Source organism: Stenotrophomonas sp. SMYL89 (assembly GCF_036319985.1).
GTDB lineage: Bacteria > Pseudomonadota > Gammaproteobacteria > Xanthomonadales > Xanthomonadaceae > Stenotrophomonas > Stenotrophomonas maltophilia_Q.
Map to the genome: position 1 here is coordinate 358,037 of NZ_JAWIRW010000002.1, position 18,843 is coordinate 376,879.

At 67.8% G+C, this 18,843-nt stretch carries 13 protein-coding genes and 1 riboswitch; of the genes, 7 read left to right on the forward strand and 6 right to left on the reverse strand.

Going from position 1 to position 18,843, the window contains the following annotated elements; translation table 11 throughout:
* Positions 1–311 precede the first annotated feature (311 nt).
* Positions 312–3,839, reverse strand: coding sequence for a hybrid sensor histidine kinase/response regulator (locus V3B41_RS04340; RefSeq protein ID WP_295549006.1), 3,528 nt, complete (start codon positions 3,837–3,839; stop codon positions 312–314).
* Positions 3,840–3,934: 95 nt separating this feature from the next.
* Complete coding sequence (locus V3B41_RS04345) at positions 3,935–7,480, reverse strand: ATP-binding protein (RefSeq protein WP_329860205.1); 3,546 nt, start codon at positions 7,478–7,480, stop codon at positions 3,935–3,937.
* 164 nt (positions 7,481–7,644) lie between these two features.
* On the opposite strand from V3B41_RS04345, the gene V3B41_RS04350 reads away from it, so the two are divergent.
* The 3 genes from V3B41_RS04350 to V3B41_RS04360 are packed head-to-tail and all read left to right on the forward strand — an operon-like array spanning position 7,645 to position 9,436.
* The gene (locus tag V3B41_RS04350; protein ID WP_049428094.1) at positions 7,645–8,277 is read left to right on the forward strand and encodes a YceI family protein; all 633 of its coding nucleotides are present in this window, start codon (positions 7,645–7,647) and stop codon (positions 8,275–8,277) included.
* 10 nt (positions 8,278–8,287) lie between these two features.
* On the forward strand, positions 8,288–8,860 hold the full coding sequence (locus tag V3B41_RS04355; RefSeq protein ID WP_049428096.1) for a cytochrome b: 573 nt from the start codon (positions 8,288–8,290) through the stop codon (positions 8,858–8,860).
* Positions 8,861–8,863: 3 nt separating this feature from the next.
* Positions 8,864–9,436: a YceI family protein gene (locus V3B41_RS04360; RefSeq protein ID WP_006384701.1), complete on the forward strand. Its 573-nt coding sequence runs from the start codon at positions 8,864–8,866 to the stop codon at positions 9,434–9,436.
* Positions 9,437–9,541: 105 nt separating this feature from the next.
* Here the strand turns inward: V3B41_RS04360 and V3B41_RS04365 are convergent, their stop codons facing one another.
* Positions 9,542–9,769: a glutaredoxin family protein gene (locus tag V3B41_RS04365; RefSeq protein WP_049428098.1), complete on the reverse strand. Its 228-nt coding sequence runs from the start codon at positions 9,767–9,769 to the stop codon at positions 9,542–9,544.
* Between the two features lie 100 nt (positions 9,770–9,869).
* Here V3B41_RS04365 and V3B41_RS04370 point away from each other — a divergent pair, with 100 nt between their 5' ends.
* Positions 9,870–11,252 (forward strand): L-serine ammonia-lyase, encoded by a 1,383-nt coding sequence (locus tag V3B41_RS04370; protein WP_024956918.1) that lies wholly within the window; start codon positions 9,870–9,872, stop codon positions 11,250–11,252.
* Positions 11,253–11,444: 192 nt separating this feature from the next.
* Positions 11,445–12,440, forward strand: coding sequence for an alpha/beta hydrolase (locus V3B41_RS04375; RefSeq protein WP_329860209.1), 996 nt, complete (start codon positions 11,445–11,447; stop codon positions 12,438–12,440).
* 109 nt (positions 12,441–12,549) lie between these two features.
* On the opposite strand, the gene V3B41_RS04380 is transcribed toward V3B41_RS04375, so the two are convergent.
* The 3 genes from V3B41_RS04380 to V3B41_RS04390 are packed head-to-tail and all read right to left on the reverse strand — an operon-like array spanning position 12,550 to position 15,877.
* Positions 12,550–13,617, reverse strand: a complete 1,068-nt coding sequence (locus tag V3B41_RS04380; protein ID WP_049428101.1) for a homoserine dehydrogenase — start codon at positions 13,615–13,617, stop codon at positions 12,550–12,552.
* Complete coding sequence (locus tag V3B41_RS04385; RefSeq protein WP_111204775.1) at positions 13,614–14,849, reverse strand: O-succinylhomoserine (thiol)-lyase; 1,236 nt, start codon at positions 14,847–14,849, stop codon at positions 13,614–13,616. Before V3B41_RS04385 ends, V3B41_RS04380 begins: the two co-directional genes overlap by 4 nt.
* On the reverse strand, positions 14,846–15,877 hold the full coding sequence (locus V3B41_RS04390; RefSeq protein WP_329860212.1) for a homoserine O-succinyltransferase: 1,032 nt from the start codon (positions 15,875–15,877) through the stop codon (positions 14,846–14,848). Before V3B41_RS04390 ends, V3B41_RS04385 begins: the two co-directional genes overlap by 4 nt.
* Positions 15,878–15,954: 77 nt before the next feature.
* Positions 15,955–16,073: riboswitch (SAM riboswitch) on the reverse strand.
* A gap of 148 nt (positions 16,074–16,221) precedes the next feature.
* Between V3B41_RS04390 and V3B41_RS04395 the strand changes: the two genes are divergently transcribed.
* Both V3B41_RS04395 and V3B41_RS04400 read left to right on the forward strand, forming a co-directional pair.
* Positions 16,222–17,118 (forward strand): M23 family metallopeptidase, encoded by an 897-nt coding sequence (locus tag V3B41_RS04395; RefSeq protein WP_329860214.1) that lies wholly within the window; start codon positions 16,222–16,224, stop codon positions 17,116–17,118.
* Between the two features lie 66 nt (positions 17,119–17,184).
* Positions 17,185–18,789 carry a peptide chain release factor 3 gene (locus V3B41_RS04400; RefSeq protein ID WP_049428108.1) on the forward strand — a complete coding sequence of 535 codons (1,605 nt, stop codon included), beginning with the start codon at positions 17,185–17,187 and terminating at the stop codon, positions 18,787–18,789.
* Positions 18,790–18,843 lie beyond the last annotated feature (54 nt).

Below are 18,843 nucleotides of genomic sequence, written 5' to 3' on the forward strand. Positions count from 1 at the left end.
GTTTTCCGCGATCTGTCGGAGCACAGGGTCGGATCCCGTTGCTGCGCAACGGGCTCTGACCCCAATCTGGAATTCGATATCTGACAGATGTGTCGACCAAGGTCGACACCTACCAACAGCTGTCGGAATCTGTCGGGGGTGGGGCGGCGTGGGCTTGCAGGACCGTTGGCGCCATGGATGGCGCCATCGAGCCCCCATGGACGGGTTTACGGCGTGTCCTGCAAGCCCACCCCGCCCCGCCAACCCACGGAATGCTCGCTGTTGCTGTTGCTTCGGCCTCTGCAGGTGCAGGGCCGCAGGCCCTGCCGAACCTACCTACCCATCACCCTGGCGATCGCTTCCACCAGCAGCTCACCGGTCACCGGCTTGCGCAGGAAGCCGCCGATGCCGGCCGCCTCCACCTGCTGCTGCAGGTCCGGATCGGTGCGCGCGGTCACCGCCAGCAGCGGGAGCATGTAGCCCTGGTTGCGCAGGTGCTGGGCCAGCTCGAAGCCGCTCAGGCCCGGCAGGTCCAGATCCAGCAGACCGACATCGAAATCACCGGCACTGATCTCGCGCAGTGCCGCCAGCGCATGGCCCGCGTGCACCACTTCATGGCCGCGTGCACTCAACAGCCCGCGCACCACATCAGCCACGGTTGCATCATCCTCGACCAGCAGCACGCGCAACGGCGGCATGTTGGCCGCATCCTCGCGGTGCGCTTCGCCCTCGGCCTCTGCGCTGGCATCGACCACCAGCGGCAACGGCAGGGTCACGCCAAAACACGTGCCGCGGCCAAGCTGGCTCTCCACCTGGATACGCCCCTGCATCGCCTGCGCCAGTTCGCGGCAGATGGCCAGGCCCAGGCCACTGCCACCGTACTGCGCAGCGGTGCGGGCACCGTCGGCCTGCTCGAAACGACGGAACAGGCGCTGCTGCTGTTCCTGGCTGATGCCCGGCCCGGTGTCGCGCACTTCGAAGTGCAGCGCGCGCAGCTCGCCGTCGCTGCGCGCATGCAGGGTGATGGTTCCGCGGCTGGTGAACTTGACCGCGTTGGAGAGCAGGTTGAGCAGGATCTGCCGTACCCGCATCGCATCGCCGGTCGCCTGCAGGCCCGGCGGCAGCTGGTTGTCGAGGGTGAAGCGCAGGCCCTTTTGTGCTGCCAGCGGTCCCATCAGGGCGGCAAGATCCTGCAACAGGCAGCTCAGCGCGAACGGCTTGGACTGCAGTTCCAGCCGTCCGGACTCGATCCGTGCCAGGTCCAGGGCATCGTTGACCAGGTGAAGCAGGTGTTCGCCGGCATGCCGGATCGACTGCGTGTAGCCGCGCTGCTGCGGGTCCAGCGGTGAAGCCAGCAGCAGTTCGCTCATGCCGAGCACGCCGGTCATCGGCGTGCGGATTTCGTGGCCGAGATTGGCCAGGAAGCGGGTCTTGGCCGCCGAGGCCTGCTCGGCCAGTTCCTGTTTGTGCAGTGCCAGCTGATAGGCGTGGCGCCGCTGCAGGCGGCGGCGATACAACCAGGCAAACCAACTGGTCAGCAGAAGCGCGATCGAGGCCAGTACCAGCAGTCCGGACAGGCTGCGCCACCACGGTGGCTGCACGCGGAATTCCAGGCTCTGCACCCGCGACCAGACGTGGTCAGCCGAGCGCGCCTGTACTTCCAGACGGTAGCTGCCCGGCGGCAGGCGCGAGAACAGGCGCTCACCGGCCGGTCCCACTTCCACCCAATCGGGGTCGTAGCCGGCCAGGCGGTAGCGGTAGCTGTTGGAAGCAGAATCGGCGAACGACAACAATCGCGCGACGATGCGCAGGTCACGATCACCATCGGCAATCTGCAACGGCGTGTCGTGGGTCAGGTCGAGTACCTGCTCGTTGCGGCGGACTTCAACCCGCTCGATCACCAACGGCGCGCGCCGTACCGACGGCCGCACCTGCTCCGGGTTGAACACCACCACGCCAGCCGGTGTACCGGCCACCAGATGGCCATCGCCGGACATCGTCAACGTGTGCTCGCGGAACTCCTGGCTGGGCAGGCCGTCGTGCACGCCGTACAGGCGCACACTCTGCCCATCGGCGCCAACGCGGACCAGGCCGCGCGCACTGGTGGCCCAGGCCACGCCCTGCGCATCGACCACCAGCCCGGAGGCGGAGATCGCCGGATAGCCCTGCTCCGCGCCGACCACGGCCTGCCGCTCCAACCGGCCCTGGCTCCAGCGGTAGCGCGACAAGCGACCATCCTCCGACAACCAGACCTGGCCATCGCGGCCCACGTGCAGCGCATGGATCGCCGTCGCCGGTGCACCCGGCACCGGCTGGAAGCGCTCGCTTTCCGGCAGCCACTGCAGCAGGCCACGGCTGCTGGCCAGCCAGATGTGGTCCTGCGGTCCGCATTCCACGTCGAGGTTGAGCTGGCCCTGCTGCAGGCCGCGCTGGCCGTTGTCCAGCTGGCGGCGCAGGCGACCGTCGAGGTCACGCTGCTGCAGGCCTGCAGGCAACATCAACCACAGACTGTCGCCGTCGCAGGTCATCATCGACTCGATGACCCCTTCCATGGTTGCGTCGGCCCCGGCATCACGGCCCCAGCGACGCAGGTCACGCCGCTTCGGGTCGTAGCGCAGCAACGCATCGGTCGAGCCGATCCAGACCTGGCCACGGCGATCCTCGCGAACCGAGGACAGCCAGTACATGCCGTTGACCCAGGTGCGGTGCTGCTCGATCTTTCCGGTCTTGGGATCGAACCGGTCCAGCGCGCCGTGGCTGCCAACCGTCCAGATGCCGCCATTGCCGGAAGGGCTGGTGCCCAGCACGAAGGCATTGCGCAGCGAACCGGCGTCATCCTCCAATCGCGACAACACCGAGAACTGCCACCAGCGCGGCAGCAGGTGCCACAGGCCGGCATTGGTACTGGCCAACCAGATGCCGCCTTCGCGGTCCTCGTAGGCGCCAGTCCAGTTCGGTCGCACCGGCCCGCGCGCAACAGCGCTGTACAGCGGAACCGTCTGGTACTGCCCATCCACGGCCCGACCCAGCCCGGTACGGGTATCCAGCCAATGCCCGCCCTGTTCATCACGCAGCATCATGCCGAGCACCTGCTCGCCCGGCGGTAGTTTCCATGGCGGCGATTCAAAACGCCCGTCGGGGCGACGCACCGTGGCGCCGGCCATCGTACTGATCCACAGGCTGCCATCGGGTTCGCTGGTCAACCCATTGATCAGCAGGCTGGGAATGACATCCGTGCCGACCCGCTCGAAGTCGGTACCGGTCCAGCGCGCCACGCCATGCTTGGTGCCGACCCACAGGCTGCCATCGGCCAGCGTCGCCAGATACGGCACCGAGGCAGCGGGCAGGCTGCGTGGATTGTTGGCCTCGGGCAGGAAACGCTGCAGGCGATCCTCGCTGTCCAACCGGTACAGCCCACCTTCGTGGGTCCCGAACCAGATCGCACCGTCGGGGGTGGTCGCCAGGCTCCAGACCGTGTTGGTCCCCATCAACGGCTGGCTGCTGCGGTCGTAGAAATGCAGCTGGCGGCGGTCGGCCGACATCCGTACCAGGCCCGCGTTCTCGGTCCCGATCCAGAGCTGGTTGCGCGCATCGACCAGCACCGTCCAGATGCGGTTGTCGCGCAGGCCATCCTCCGAGCGCCAGATCCGGTAGTTGCGCCCGTCGTAACGGGCCAGGCCGTCGTTGGTGGCGATCCACAGGTAGCCGTAGCGGTCTTCGGCCATGCGGTTGACGGTATTGGAGGGCAGGCCGTCGAACACCGTCACCTGGCGCGGGCTGGGTGGCACCGGCTGCGCGGCAGCGGGTGACAGGCCGCACAGGAGGATCAGCAGCAGCATCGCCGCCCGCAGATACACCACCGATTGCCTCCTCACGCTGCCCTGATGATTCCCGCGCCGCGGGCGTCGGCATGGTAAACCGAAAGTCGCGCCGTTCACGCCCGGCGCCGACGTTTTCAAGTTGTGGTCTGTCGTTTGGCGCGAGCCTGGATGATCGCTGCCACCAGCATGTCGCCGGTGACCGGCTTGCGCAGGAAACCATCGAAACCGGCAGCGAGCACCTGCGATTCGGCATAGGCATCGGAGCGGGCGGTCACCGCCACCAGTGGCAGCTCGTAGCCCAGGGTGCGCAGCTGGCGGGCGATCGCAGTGCCGTCCAGCGCCGGCAGGTCGAGATCGAGCAGGCCAACATCGAAGCCGTCGGTGGCGATCTCCGACAAAGCCCCCAGGCCGTGCAGCACATGCACTACGTCATGGCCGCGGCTGCGCAGCAGGCCGGCGATGACCTCGGCCACGGTGGCATCGTCCTCCACCAGCAGGATGCGCAGTGGCGGCAGCACCGGCTGCGCAGGCGCTTCGCCCGCGGCGGCGGCGGCCTGCCGGGTCCAGGGCAGCGGCAACCGCACCCGGAAGCGCGCGCCCTTGCCTGGCTGGCTGTCCACTTCGATGCGCCCGCCCATGGCCACGGCCAGCTCCTGGCAGATCGCCAGGCCCAGCCCGCTGCCGCCATAGCGCGAGGCCGTGCGCGGGCCCTCCGCCTGCTCGAATCGGTGGAACAGCCGCTCCTGCTGCTCGACATTGATACCCGGACCACTGTCGTGCACTTCGAAACAGAGACCGCCGCCGTTCCTTTCCAGGTGCACGGCCAGGCCGACATGCCCGCGCTCGGTGAACTTGATCGCATTGCCCAGCAGGTTGAGCAGGATCTGCCGCACGCGCATCTCGTCGCCACTGACGCTGATCGGGCCGGGCGGATCGTCGCCACGCTGGAAATCCAGCTTGCGCTGTTTCGCCATGGGCTGCATCAGCGCCTGCACCTGGTCGAGCAGGCCGGCCAGGTCGAACGGGCGCAGATCCAGCTCCAGCCGGCCTGCCTCGATGCGCGCGAGGTCCAACGCATCGTTGACCAACCGCAGCAGATGGCTACCGGCCTGCTGGATGGAGCCGGCATAGCTGCGCTGCACCGGGTCCAGCGGTGTGGCCAGCAGCAGCTCGCTCATGCCCAGCACGCCGGTCATCGGCGTGCGCACTTCATGCCCCAGCGTGGCCAGGAACCGGCTCTTGGCCTGCGAGGCCTGTTCGGCCAGCTCCTGCTTGTGCACGGTCAGCTGCCATTGCTGGCGACGGCGCAGGCGCGCACGGATCGACCAGACCAGGATGAGCAGCAGCAGCGAACCGATCAGGATGTAGCCGAAGATCGCCATGCCGCTGCGCCACCACGGTGGCAGCACCTTCACCTGCAGCTGCTGCGAAGGCGTCCATGCACCATTGGCGGTGGCCGCCTGCACTTCGATGACGTAACTGCCGGTGGGCAGTCGCGACAGCGTGCGCTGGCCGTCGCCGCCCTGCTCCACCCAGTTCTGGTCATACCCGCGTACCCGGAAGCGGTAGCGGTTGCCCTGTGGATTGGCATACGACAGCAGCCGCGCATCGATCTGCAGATCGCGATCATCCGGTCCCAGCAGCAGGGTGCCGGTGTTCGGCAGCGGCTGCCAGCCGCGTGCATCGTCGCGGCGCACGCGCACCTCGGCAATCACCAGCGAAGACCCGGGCAGCACCACGTCGTCGGCATTCACGTCGAAAGCGACCAGGCCGGTCTGGGCCACGGCCAGCACGCGGCCATCGGCATTCACCGCCGGCGGCCGGCTGGTGAATTCGGCATCGGACAGGCCATCGCGTTCATTGAACAACTGCAGGCGCCGGGCTTTCGGGTCCCAGCGCAGCAGGCCGCGCGGCGTGGTCGCCCACACCCGGCCATTGTCGGCCAATGCCAGGCCACCCATGCTGACCGGCGGCACACCGGCGCTTCCATCAATGCGCTGGATCAGGCGCAGGCTCATGCCATCCCACTGGTAGCGCTCCAGCGCGCCCTGGCGGGCCAGCCACAGCTGCTGCGGATCCACCCACACCAGGTCGTAGATCAGCCCGCGCGAGACCCCCGGCACCGCTTCGAAGCGACCGGCCTGCTCACGCCAGATGCCCATGTCGCCCATCACCCATGCCTTGCCATGGGCATCGAAGCGGATCTGCTCGATGGGTGAATCGGCCGCTTTGCGGAAATCCTCGAGTGGATAGCTGTGCAGCACCCGGCCATCCGCGCTGCGCTGCTGCAGGCCCAGGTTCATCACCGAAAGCCAGACCGTGCCATCGGGCGCCTGCCGCATCAGGTCGATGCGCTGGCGCAGGTCGGCGCCTCCATCGATATGCCAATCGTGCAGCGCGCGGGTGGCCGGGTCATACACGCTGATGCGGCCGGCACGCCCCAGCCACAGGCGCCCGTCCGGCCGCGGTAGTACCGACCACACCGCACCGCTGCCGATCTCGCGGTCGCTGGCCAGCAGGCGCAGCGTGCCGTGCGCATCCAGCTGATACACGCCGTGCGCCGAACCCACGTAGTAGTTCTGGCCGTCACTCGCCGCGCCCAGCAGGTACTGGCTGTCCAGCGGCTTGCCATCGAGCTGGTTCCAGATCGAGAAGCGGCGCCAGTCCGGCGGCAGGTAGGCCAGCCCCTGGGTCAGCAGGGCCACCCACAGTCCGCCCTCGTGGTCCTGCAGCAGATCGAGCACACCGCTCTGTGCAGTGAGGAAACCACTGCCGCGGTCGCCATCGAGCCGCCACAGCGCACTTGCGTCGCCGCGCAGCAGGCCGTCGGACGTGCCCGCCCAGTAGCCGCCCTGGCGATCGGCCAGCACCAGTGCCGAGCGCAGGCGGGCGCTGTCGCTCCAGCGCGGACGACTGACCCGGTCCTGCGCATCGATGCGGTACAGGCCGTCGTTCTGGCTGCCGAGCCAGATCGAACCGTCCGGATCACGGCTCATCCTCAGCACGCTCAGCGCGCCCAGTTCGCGCGATGCCACCGGCTCGAAGCCAACGCCGTTCCAGCGCGCGACCCCGGCCTCGGTGCCGATCCACAGGCGTCCCCGGGCATCGACCAGGCTGCTGTAGATGGTGTTGCTGGGCAGGCCGTCGGCACGGGCCGGGTCGTGCTTAAAGAAACGCAGGCTGCCGTCCTCGCCGAAACGGCAGATCCCCTGGCTGCTGGTGCCGATCCACAACGCATCCCCGGCGTAGGCCAGCGTCCAGAACTGGCTCATGCAGGGGCCATTGACCGCATCGAAGGTCCTGAAGCGCTCGCGGTCGGCATCCAGGCGGGCCACGCCCTTGCCATTGATGCCCACCCACACCCGGTCCAGCGGATCGACCAGCAGGGTCTCGATCTCGTTGCCGGGCAGCGAGCCGGGCTGTTCCGGATCGTGCTCCCAGACCCGCAGCGAGCTGCCGTCGTAGCGCACCAGCCCGCCATCGGTTGCGGCCCAGACATGGCCCTGGCGGTCTTCGGCCAGTGCCAGCACCATGCGCGACGGCATGCCTTCGGCGGCACCGAAGCGCCGCAGGCGCGGCGTTTCTGCCATGTCCAGGGCTGCAGCCGCCGTGGCAGACGCCAACAGCAGCAGCCCCATTGCCGCGATGCCCATGCACCACAGGCGCCAGCTGCTCGTCATCCTGAACCCCCTGTCCTGCCCCGATTGTCACACAGGGCCGGGGTCATGGCTGCAACAGCCTGTTGCCGGGGCAGGACCACCACGAACTGTTGCAGCCATGCACGCATCCTTGGCAGGGGCCTGTGCGTATGATCACAGCGTCCCCCTTCCGGAGCCCGCCATCGATGCGTCCCTGCCTGGCCCTGCTGCCGATGCTGCTCGCCACCGCTCCCGCCTGGGCGGATGCAGATACCTATCGCCTCGATCCGGTACATACACGTGTGCTGTTCGGCATCGACCACGCCGGCTATTCGCAGGCCATGGGTACGGTGTCTGGCAGCGAGGGCCGCCTGCAGTTCGATCCCGACAACTGGCGCGAGGCCACGCTGGACGTCGAGGTCCCCGTGTCGCGATTGGACCTTGGTGATGCCAAATGGAACCAGGCCACGCTGGCCCGCAGCCTTCTGGATGGCGAGCGTTTCCCGAAGGCACACTTCGTCTCCACCCGGGTCGAACCGATCGATGCCAAGCGCGCCCACGTGATCGGCACGCTGACCCTGCGCGGGGTCAGCCAGGAAATCACGCTGGATGTGACCCTCAACGCCATCAAACGCTACCCGCTCCCCCCGTTCCGACGCACCGCCGGCTTCTCCGCCAGCACCACCCTGAGCCGGCGTGCGTTCGGCATCACCGCCTGGCCGGGCGTCATCGGTGATGCAGTACAGCTGAGGATCGAGGCTGAAGCCACCCTCGACCGCAGCGACGCCCCGGGAACTCCCGCTCCCGTTCCGCACTCCGACCCCAAGACGGCCCCCTAGAGGACCCTTCATGACCGCCAAGAACACCCCCGCCGCCTGGGGGAGTGTCAGCCAGATCCTGCATTGGTTGATCGCACTGCTGATCCTCGCCCTCGGCGTGGTCGGCCTGACCATGGGTGAACTGCCCAAGACCCCCAAGTATTTCTGGGTCTACACCGCACACAAGTCGATCGGCATCACCGTGCTGGCGCTGGTGCTGTTCCGCCTCGGCTGGCGCATGTACGCCGGCGCGCCCAAGCCGGTGCCGGGCGTGCCCAGCTGGCAGGAACGCATTGCCGGCGCCACCCACGTGCTGCTGTATGTGCTGATGTTCGCCATCCCGCTGTCGGGCTGGCTGTACGACTCGGCCAGCGGCCTGCGCCCGTTCCGCTGGTTCGGCCTGGTCGACGTGCCCAAGCTGAGCGGCCCCGATCCGCAGGTGGTCGCGGTATCGCACGCCATCCACGAATACGGCTTCTGGCTGTTGATCGCGGTGGTGCTGGCCCATGCCGGCGCTGCCTTCTACCACCACCTGTTCCAGCGCGATGCGACCTTGTCCCGCATGTTGCCGCGCGGCTGGCTTGCCTCCCCTCAGAAGGACTGACCGATGAACCTGAAACTGACCACTCCGGCCGCCGTGGCCGCCGCCCTGGCCGGCATGCTGGCCACCGCCCCGGTGCTCGCCGCCGACTACGCGCAGGCCCCCGGCGCCGGCTCGATCCTGGTGTTCGCCACCAAGTACGACGGCGAAGTGTTCACCGGCAGCTTCCCGGGCTTTGCCACCAAGCTCAGCTTCGACCCGGCCAATCCGGCCGCCGGTTCGCTGGACGTGGTGATCCCGCTGGCCGGCGCCAAGAGCGGCAACAGCGACCGTGACTCGACCCTGCAGACCGCCGATTTCTTCAATGTCGGCAAGTTCGCCACCGCTCGCTACACCGCCAAGGGTTTCCGCGCGGTGGGCAATGACCAGTTCGCCGCCGATGGCACCCTGGAACTGCGCGGGGTCAGCAAGCCGGTCACCCTCACCTTCACCTGGAAGCCGGGCACCCAGCCGGTGCTGACCGGCAAGGCCACGGTCAAGCGCCTGGACTTCGGTGTCGGCGGCGGCGACTGGGCCGACACCAAGACCATTCCGGACGAAACCGCGATCAGCACGATCGTGAAGTTCGACGCGAAATGAGCAATGGGCCGGGGCATGGCCCCTGCCGCATCCTGTAGAGCCGAGCCATGCTCGGCTGCTGCGTGCGGCGCGACCGCGCCTGCCGCCGGGCCATGCCCGGCGGATTCAACCCTCGGCCAGCCAGGCCTGCACACGGGCCGCGTCGAACGGCCAGTCCAGCTCACGACCGCCAGTCTCGTCGCGCAGCACCGGCACCCGCGCGCCATAGCGCGCTTCCAGCGCCGGCTGATCGTCCAGGAACACCGATTCGAACTCCGGTGCCCCCGCCTTGGCCAGCTCGGCCAGGGCCATGTCACACAGATGGCAGTCGTCGCGCTGGAACAGGGTCAACACCGGTTTTGCTCCCTCTGCCGAAATGCTGCGCCGCAGCCATGGAAGTGCGGCATGAACCGCTAGAATAGCGGTCTCCTCCGGTACCCGCAGTACGGCAACCATGGCTGTCAGCACGTTCGACGTTTTCAAGATCGGCATTGGCCCGAGCTCCTCGCACACCGTCGGGCCGATGAAGGCCGCCGAGCGATTCATCCATCGCTGGCTGCTCGACCCGGGTCGCCTGCACGAAGTCGCGCGCATCCGCGCCGATGTCTATGGCTCGCTGGCACTGACCGGCCGCGGCCATGGCACCGACAAGGCAATCCTGCTGGGCCTGGAAGGCCAGCGGCCAAACCTGATCGACCCGGACATCATTCCAGCCACGCTGGAGCGCATCCGCAGCAGCAAGCGCATCCAGCTGATGGGCCAGCACGAAATCGCTTTCGACGAGAAACGCGACCTCGGCATGAACAAGCGCCAGAAGCTGCCGTACCACACCAACGGCATGCGCTTCACCGCGTACAACGCCGAGGACGAAGTGATCGCCACCCGCGACTATTACTCGGTCGGTGGCGGCTTCGTGGTCAACCAGGACGACGCGGCCGATGACCGCATCGTGCCCGACGAGACCCCGCTGCCCTACCCGTTCAAGAGCGGCGACGAGCTGCTGGCGCAGACCGCGCGCAGCGGCCTGAGCATCGCCCAGCTGATGTTCGAGAACGAGAAATGCTGGCGCAGCGAAGACGAGATCCGCGCCAACCTGCGCGAGATCTGGAGCGCCATGCAGTCGTGCGTGGCACGCGGCATCCGCGAGGAAGGCGTGCTGCCGGGTGGCCTGAAGGTGGGCCGTCGTGCGCCGGCGCTGTACCGCGAGCTGTCGTCGAAGCCGGAAGCCGCGATGCGCGATCCGCTGACCACGCTGGACTGGGTCAACCTCTATGCGCTGGCGGTGAACGAAGAGAACGCCGCCGGTGGCCGTGTGGTCACCGCGCCGACCAACGGCGCAGCCGGCGTGCTGCCGGCGGTGCTGCACTACTTCGATCGCTTCTGCCCGGGTGCGAACGAGCAGCGCGTATTCGACTTCCTGCTGACCTCGGCGGCGATCGGCATCCTCTACAAGGAGAACGCCTCGATTTCCGGCGCCGAAGTGGGCTGCCAAGGTGAAGTGGGCGTGGCCTGCTCGATGGCGGCCGGCGGCCTGGTCGCCGCGCTCGGCGGCAACCCCAGCCAGATCGAGAACGCCGCGGAAATCGGCATGGAGCACAACCTCGGCCTGACCTGCGACCCGATCGGAGGCCTGGTGCAGATTCCGTGCATCGAACGCAATGCGATGGGCGCGGTGAAGGCGATCAACGCCTCGCGCATGGCCATGCGTGGCGACGGCAAGCACAAGGTGTCGCTGGACAAGGTGATCAAGACCATGCGCGATACCGGGCGCGACATGCAGGACAAGTACAAGGAAACCAGCCGCGGTGGCCTGGCGGTGAACGTCATCGAGTGCTGAATTGTAGAGCCGAGCCCATGCTCGGCTGATGGGGCAGTGGGTAGAGGCGACCGTTGGTCGACTATCGCGCGCAGCGCGGGATTTTCGCGGTCGGGACGAAGAGCAGTCGACTGACAGTCGACTCTACCCAGTCGCACGACGCCATCACCGGTTTGCGGTTAGGCTCGGGGCTCCCCCGCCCAGGACCACCCCATGCGCGTGATCGCTGCCGCCCTGCTTGCCTGCCTTCCGCTGTCCGCCCTCGCCGCCTCCACCTACGGGCCACGCCTGGAAGGCTTCGACTACGGCTATCCGGTGAAGACCTTCGCACTGGAGTCGCAGCGGCAGTCGCTGGAAATGGCCTACCTGGACATCGCGCCGAAGAAGGCACCGGTCGGCGTCGTGGTGCTTCTGCATGGCAAGAATTTCTGTGCGGCCACCTGGAAGGAATCGATCAAGCCACTGATCGCCGCCGGCTACCGGGTGATCGCCCCGGACCAGGTGGGCTTCTGCAAGTCCAGCAAGCCCGAGCGCTACCAGTACTCGTTCGCGCAGCTGGCCGCCAACACCCATGCGTTGCTGCAGCAACTGCAGCTGGGGGATGTACCGGTACACCTGGTCGGCCACTCGATGGGCGGCATGCTGGCGGTGCGCTACGCGCTGATGTACCCGCAGGACCTGCGCAGCCTGTCGCTGGTCAACCCGATCGGGCTGGAAGACTGGAAGTCACTCGGCGTGCCTTGGCGCAGCGTGGATGCGTGGTATGCCGGCGAAATGAACATCAGCTATGAGAGCATCCGCCGCTACCAGCTGGAGGTTTACTACGACGGCAAATGGAAGCCGGCCTACGAGCCGTGGGCACGCATGCAGTCGGGCATGTACGAAGGCCCGGGAAAGCAGGCCGTTGCCTGGAGCCAGGCACTGGCCTCGGACATGGTGTTCAACCAGCCGGTGGTCTACGAATTCAAGAACGTGCAGGTGCCGACCACGCTGTTCATTGGCCAGAAGGACCGCACCGCGATCGGCCGGGATCTGGCGCCGCTGGCGGTGAAAGCGACGCTGGGCAATTACCCAGTGCTTGGCAAGGCCGCGGCAGCCGCCATTCCAGGCGCAACGCTGGTCGAGTTCGCCGAGCTGGGCCATTCGCCGCAGGTGCAGGACCCGAGGCAGTTCAACAGCGCGTTGTTGAAGTCCTTGAAGTCACGCTGACCGGCAGGCGTGCCCCTGTAGGGCCGAGCCCACGCTCGGCTCATACGGCAGGATGGGGATTCGGTCAGTAGCAGCCGAGCATGGGCTCGGCTCTACAAGAACCGTGCGATCAACCCACGATCCGCAACACATCATCCAGCAGCGCGGCGGCGGTGACTTCCGCCCCCGCACCCGGTCCCTGGATCAACAGCGGCTGGCGTTGGTAGCGATCACTGTGGATGGCCACGCGGTTGTCGGTGCCTGCCCCCTGCGCCAGCGGGTGATCCGCAGGCAGCTCACGCAGGCCCACCTGCGCGCCCTCGCCATCAACACGGCCAACGAAACGCAGCACGCGGCCGTTGTCGCGCGCCTGCTGCCAGCGCGCCTGCAACGGCGCGTCCAGTTGTTCCAGCGCGCCTACCGCTTCCTCCAGCGGCAACGCCGCCAGCGCCGCAGGCACCAGCGAATCCACCTGCACCTGCGCGGCATCCAGCGCCAGGCCACTGCTGCGGGCGAGGATCAACAGCTTGCGCCGCACGTCTTCGCCGGACAGGTCCAGGCGCGGATCGGGCTCGGTGTAGCCGGCCGCCAACGCCTCGCGCACCGCCGCCGAGAACGGCGACTGGCCGTCGTAACGATGGAACAGCCAGGCCAGCGAACCGGACAGCACACCCTCGATGGCATGGATGTGATCGCCACCAGCCACCAACGCACGCAGGCTGCTCAGCAGCGGCAGGCCCGCGCCCACCGTCGCGCTGTCGCCATAGCGCGCGCCACTGTCGGCGCAGCTTTCGGCAATCGCCTGCGCGCGTGCCAGCTGCGCACCACGGCCCAGCTTGTTGGCGGTCACCACGTGCACGCCGCGCGCCAGCCACTGCACGTGGCGCGCGGCCACGTCTTCGCTGGCGGTGGCGTCGACCACAACGTCGCCACGCTCCAGCCCCTCGGCGCTCGCCCACGGCGGCGAACTCTGTCCATCGCGCGGTGCACGTCGTGCCAGCTCCAGCGGCAACGCCAGGTCACGATCGATTTCCAGCGCAGTGCGTGAATTGGCCAGCCACTGCACGCTGGGCAGTTCCAGCCCACGCGCCCGCAATGCCTGGTAACGCTGCACGAAGGCCGAGCCGACCGTGCCGGTGCCGAGCAGCGCCAGGCGTCCCACGCCCAGCGCAGGAATTTCAGCGGCGAGCGCGCTCATGCATCCACCACCTGTTTGCGGCGTGCAGCCGCATCGATCACTGCTTCGGCGCGCTGCAGCGCGGCGCCCAGGTCGGCCAGCAGGTCACGCTCGGCCTCGATGCCCACCGACAGGCGCAGCAGGCCTTCGCTGATGCCGGCGGCGGCACGCGCTTCGGCGGTCATCGCCGCATGGGTCATGGTGGCCGGATGCGCGACCAGGCTTTCAACACCGCCCAGCGATTCGGCCAGGGTGAAACAGCGCAGGCCATCGACAAAGGCACGCACTGCCGCATGCGGATCATCACCTTCGCAGTCAGCCAGTTCGAACGACAGCATCGCGCCGAAGCCACTCTGCTGGCGGGCGGCGATGGAGTGGCCCGGGTGATCGGCCAGGCCCGGATAATAGACGCGGCCGACCGCCGGATGCTGGTCCAGCAGCGCCACGATCGAAGTGGTGTTCTCCTGGTGCACGCGCAGGCGCGCATCCAGCGTGCGCAGGCCGCGCAGGGTCAGGAAGGCATCGAACGGCGAACCCGTCAGGCCCAGCGCGTTGCCCCACCACACCAGCTGCTCGTGCAGTTCCGGATCGCGCGCAACCACCGCGCCGCCCACCACATCGCTGTGGCCATTGATGTACTTGGTGGTGGAGTGCAGTACCAGGTCCGCACCGAACGACAGCGGTTGCTGCAGGGCCGGCGACAGGAAGGTGTTGTCGACCACAACCAGAGCACCTGCCTTGTGCGCGGCATCGATGACGAAGCGCAGGTCGGTGATGCGCAGCAGCGGATTGGACGGGGTTTCCACCAGCACCAGCTTCGGCTGGGTGGCCAGCGCCTGCGCCAGCGCGCGTGGATCGGTCAGGTCGGCGGTGACCAGTTCGAAGTGCCCCTTCTTTGCCAGCGCATTGAACAGGCGCCAGCTGCCGCCGTATGCATCGTGCGGCACCACCAGGGTGTCACCTGGCTGCAGCAGTGCGTTCAGCACCAGGTTGATCGCGCCCATGCCGGTGGCGGTGATCACGCCGCCCGCGCCGCCTTCCAGCTCGGCCAGCGCTTCCCCCAGCAGGTCGCGGGTCGGGTTGCCACTGCGCGTGTAGTCGTACTGGCGCTTGTTGCCGAAGCCTTCAAAGCTGAAGTTCGACGACAGCACGATCGGCGGCGTGACCGCGCCATGCGCGGTGTCGCGATCGATGCCGGCACGGACGGCGGCAGTGGTGCGGCTACAGGAAGGCTCGTTGGCGTGCAGGCTCATGCGGACTCTCCAGAGGTGCGGAAGGCGGTGGCGAGGATCGCGTCGATGCGATCGGTTTCTTTGAGGAAGGCGTCGTGGCCGTAGGGCGAGCGCAGCACGCGCAGGCTGCCTCGCGGCCCCAACCCCTCGACCAGGCCGACCAGGTCGGCCAAGGGCACCAGGCGGTCACCTTCCACAGCCACCACCACGGTCGGCGGCAGGATGGCAGCGGGGTCGACGCGGTGCAGGTCGATCGATTCGGACAGGCGCAGGTAGGCGGTCACCGGTGTGCGCGCGACGTACTGCGCGCCGGCTGCATCGAGATAGTCTTCGGCGGCCACGCGCACGCGGCCGTTGATCACTTCCGGCGCGGCGTCGAAGCGCTCGCCGAACTCTTCCGGGGTGCGGTAGCTGAGCATGGCGAACTGCCGGGCCAGCGCCAGGCCGTGATCTTCACCGCACTGCAGCTGGCCCAGTGCGACGGCGCGGCGCTGCAACGCGCGCCAGGCGGCGGCATACGGGTGCGGGCGATGCGCACCGCTGGCCAGCACCAGCTGGCGTACGCGGGCACGATGACGGATCGCGAACTGCTGGCCGACCAGCGCGCCATACGAATAGCCGACGAAGGCCTTCAGCGTGCGGATACCCAGATGATCCAGCAGCAGGGCCAACGCATCGGCCTGGTCGGCGGTATCGATCGGCACGTCCAGCGCACCGTCGGCACCGACGAAATCGAACGCCAGCACCCGCAGCTGCTGCGGATCCAGCGTGCGACCACTGCCGACCAGTTCTTCGGCCCAGCCCTTCTCGCTGAACTGCGGGTTGGAGGCCACATGGCGATGCGCGGAAATGCCGCCGGCCAGCACTACCACCGGCGCGTTGGCCGGGCCGACCCACTCATAGCGCAGGCGCACCGGGCTGGGGCCGGCATGACGCATCGACAGCACCGCGGCGAACTCACCGCGCTCGGCATGCACGCGGTCTTCGACCGGCACGCTGACGGGGACAAAGGGTTCGGGGCGAACGGCGGTACTGGCAGCGAAGCTCATGGCGGGATCCGGTTGGGGAATCGGCCATCGAGCCTTCGCGGGGCTCGCGTTCGAGATGCACGTGCGGTGCATGGTTCGAACCATCTTTCGGTGGACGCCACGGTCCCCGCAGGATTTGGCACCTACGCAGACGCTTTCGCATCCGCGGGCTGCCCCGGCTTCAAAGGGCCTGTCCCTCTGCCGGTCTCGATGGTGACGCCACGATGCCAGCCCTTCCGGGCACTGTCAATCCCTTCATGCGGATAAAGCGATGAATATCTTCATCCTCAGTATGCGAGAGGCGTCGCGGTCGCTCCGTTCAGGATCGGGTACAGTCCCGGCGGTCCATTTTTCTGAATCCGCTGATGCCACGCCTGCCCTTGACCTGCCTGCTCCTGCCGCTGCTGGCCAGTGCCTCCGCCGGCGCCAGCGACTGGCGCCAGGGCTGGGGGATGCTGCCGAAGGCGCCCACCACCGCCAGCGCCGACGCGAGGACAGGGGCCGCGAAGGAGGCCGTTCCGATGGCCCAGCTGCGCCTGCAGCCGATCGGCGAACAGTGGCAGGCCCGCATCGACAACACCCTGGCCGGCCCGTTGCAGATCGAACTGCGCGCGGCCCCCGGGCACCCGGTCGACGGCCTGCCGGTGCAGTCACTGATACAGGGCGACAGCAGCCTGGTGGTCGGCCACCTCCCCGCGCCGGTCAACGGCCGGATGCTGGACCTGCGCCTGCAGTCGGTACCGGGCAACCCCGCCGCACAGGCCGAGGATGTGGCCTACCGCCTGCCCTTCGATGATGCGCGCCCGCGCGTGGGCCAGGCGCCGCAGGGCCGGTTCAGCCACGATGACGAGGAAAACCGCGATGCGGTCGACTTCGCGCTGCCTGAAGGCACGTTGGTGCTGGCCGCACGCGAGGGCACGGTGATGCAGATCCAGGATGGCTTCCTTGGCAACGGCCAGGACCGCGAACGCGATGGCGGCCGCGCCAACTTCATCCGCGTGCTGCACAGCGACGGCAGCATGGCCCTGTATGGCCACCTGCAGGCGGGCGGCATGCGCGTGCGCCGTGGCCAGGCAGTGGGAGCCGGGCAACCCCTCGGCCTGTCCGGCAACAGTGGCTACAGCAGCGCCCCGCACCTGCACTTCGTGGTACAGGTCAACCGCGGCATGGGCCTGCGCTCGGTGCCGGCGCGCATCTTCACCGAGCAAGGCCAGCTGCAGTTCGCCCGCCAGGGCGAGGCCGACGGCGGCACCGGGCGCTGACCGGCCCCGGCCGGTATAATCGGGCGCTTATCTCTTTGAAAAGCGCCCCGGGCGGGCGCCACTGCCATGTCCGAAGTCGCCAACGAAGCGTCGCGTCGCCGCACCTTCGCCATCATCTCCCACCCTGACGCCGGCAAGACCACGCTGACCGAAAAGCTGCTGCTGTTCGGAGGCGCGATCCAGATGGCCGGTTCGGTCAAGGGCCGCAAGGCCGCCCGCCACGCAACGTCCGACTGGATGGCGCTGGAAAAGGAGCGCGGCATCTCGGTCACCTCCTCGGTGATGCAGTTCCCGTACGAAGGCAAGATCGTCAACCTGCTCGACACCCCCGGCCACGCCGACTTCGGCGAGGACACCTACCGCGTGCTGACCGCGGTGGACTCGGCGCTGATGGTGATCGACGTGGCCAAGGGCGTGGAAGAGCGCACCATCAAGCTGATGGAAGTCTGCCGCCTGCGCGACACCCCGATCATGACCTTCATCAACAAGCTCGACCGCGAGGGCAAGGACCCGATCGAGCTGCTGGATGAAGTGGAAACCGTGCTGGGCATCCAGTGCGCCCCGGTCACCTGGCCGATCGGCATGGGCCAGCGCCTGAAGGGCGTGGTTCACCTGCTGACCGGGGAAGTGCACCTGTACGAGCCGGGCCGCAACTTCACCCGCCAGGACTCGACCATCTTCCCGTCCATCGATGCACCCGGCCTGGCCGAGAAGATCGGTGCACAGATGCTGGCCGACCTGCGCGACGAACTGGAACTGGTGCAGGGCGCCAGCCACCCGTTCGACCTGGACGCCTACCGCGCCGGCAAGCAGACCCCGGTGTTCTTCGGCTCGGGCGTGAACAACTTCGGCGTGCAGCCGCTGCTGGACTTCTTCGTCGAGCATGCGCCGTCGCCGCAGGCACGCTCCACCACCGGCCGCGAGATTGCCCCGGAAGAGAACAAGCTGACCGGCTTCGTGTTCAAGATCCAGGCCAACATGGACCCGCAGCACCGTGACCGCGTGGCGTTCATGCGCGTCTGCTCCGGCCGTTTCAGCGCAGGCATGAAGACCTTCCACGTGCGTACCGGCAAGGAAATGAAGCTGGCCAACGCCCTGACCTTCATGGCCAGCGATCGTGAAATCGCCGCCGAAGCGTGGCCGGGCGATGTGATCGGCATCCACAACCACGGCACCATTTCCATCGGCGATACCTTCACCGAAGGCGAAGCGGTCACCTTCACCGGTATTCCGAACTTCGCCCCGGAACTGTTCCGCCGCGCGCGCCTGCGCGATCCGCTCAAGCTCAAGCAGCTGCAGAAGGGCCTGGCCCAGCTGTCCGAAGAGGGCGCCACCCAGTTCTTCCGCCCGCTGACCAGCAACGACCTGATCCTCGGTGCCGTCGGCGTGCTGCAGTTCGACGTGGCGGCCTATCGCCTGAAGGACGAGTACGGCGTGGAAGCCACCTTCGAGCCGGTCAGCGTGACCACCGCGCGTTGGGTCCACTGCAGCAACGAGAAGAAGCTGGAAGAGTTCCGCGAGAAGAATGCGCTGAACCTGGCACTGGATGCGGCCGGCCACCTGGTCTACCTGGCACCGACACGGGTCAACCTGCAGCTGGCGCAGGAACGCTCGCCGGACGTGCGTTTCTCGGCCACCCGCGAAGCGGCGCATACCGTTTCGGCAGGCTGATGCCCCGGGGTCGGATCCCTTTCCGCAGGAAAGGGCTCTGACCCCAGCACCCGT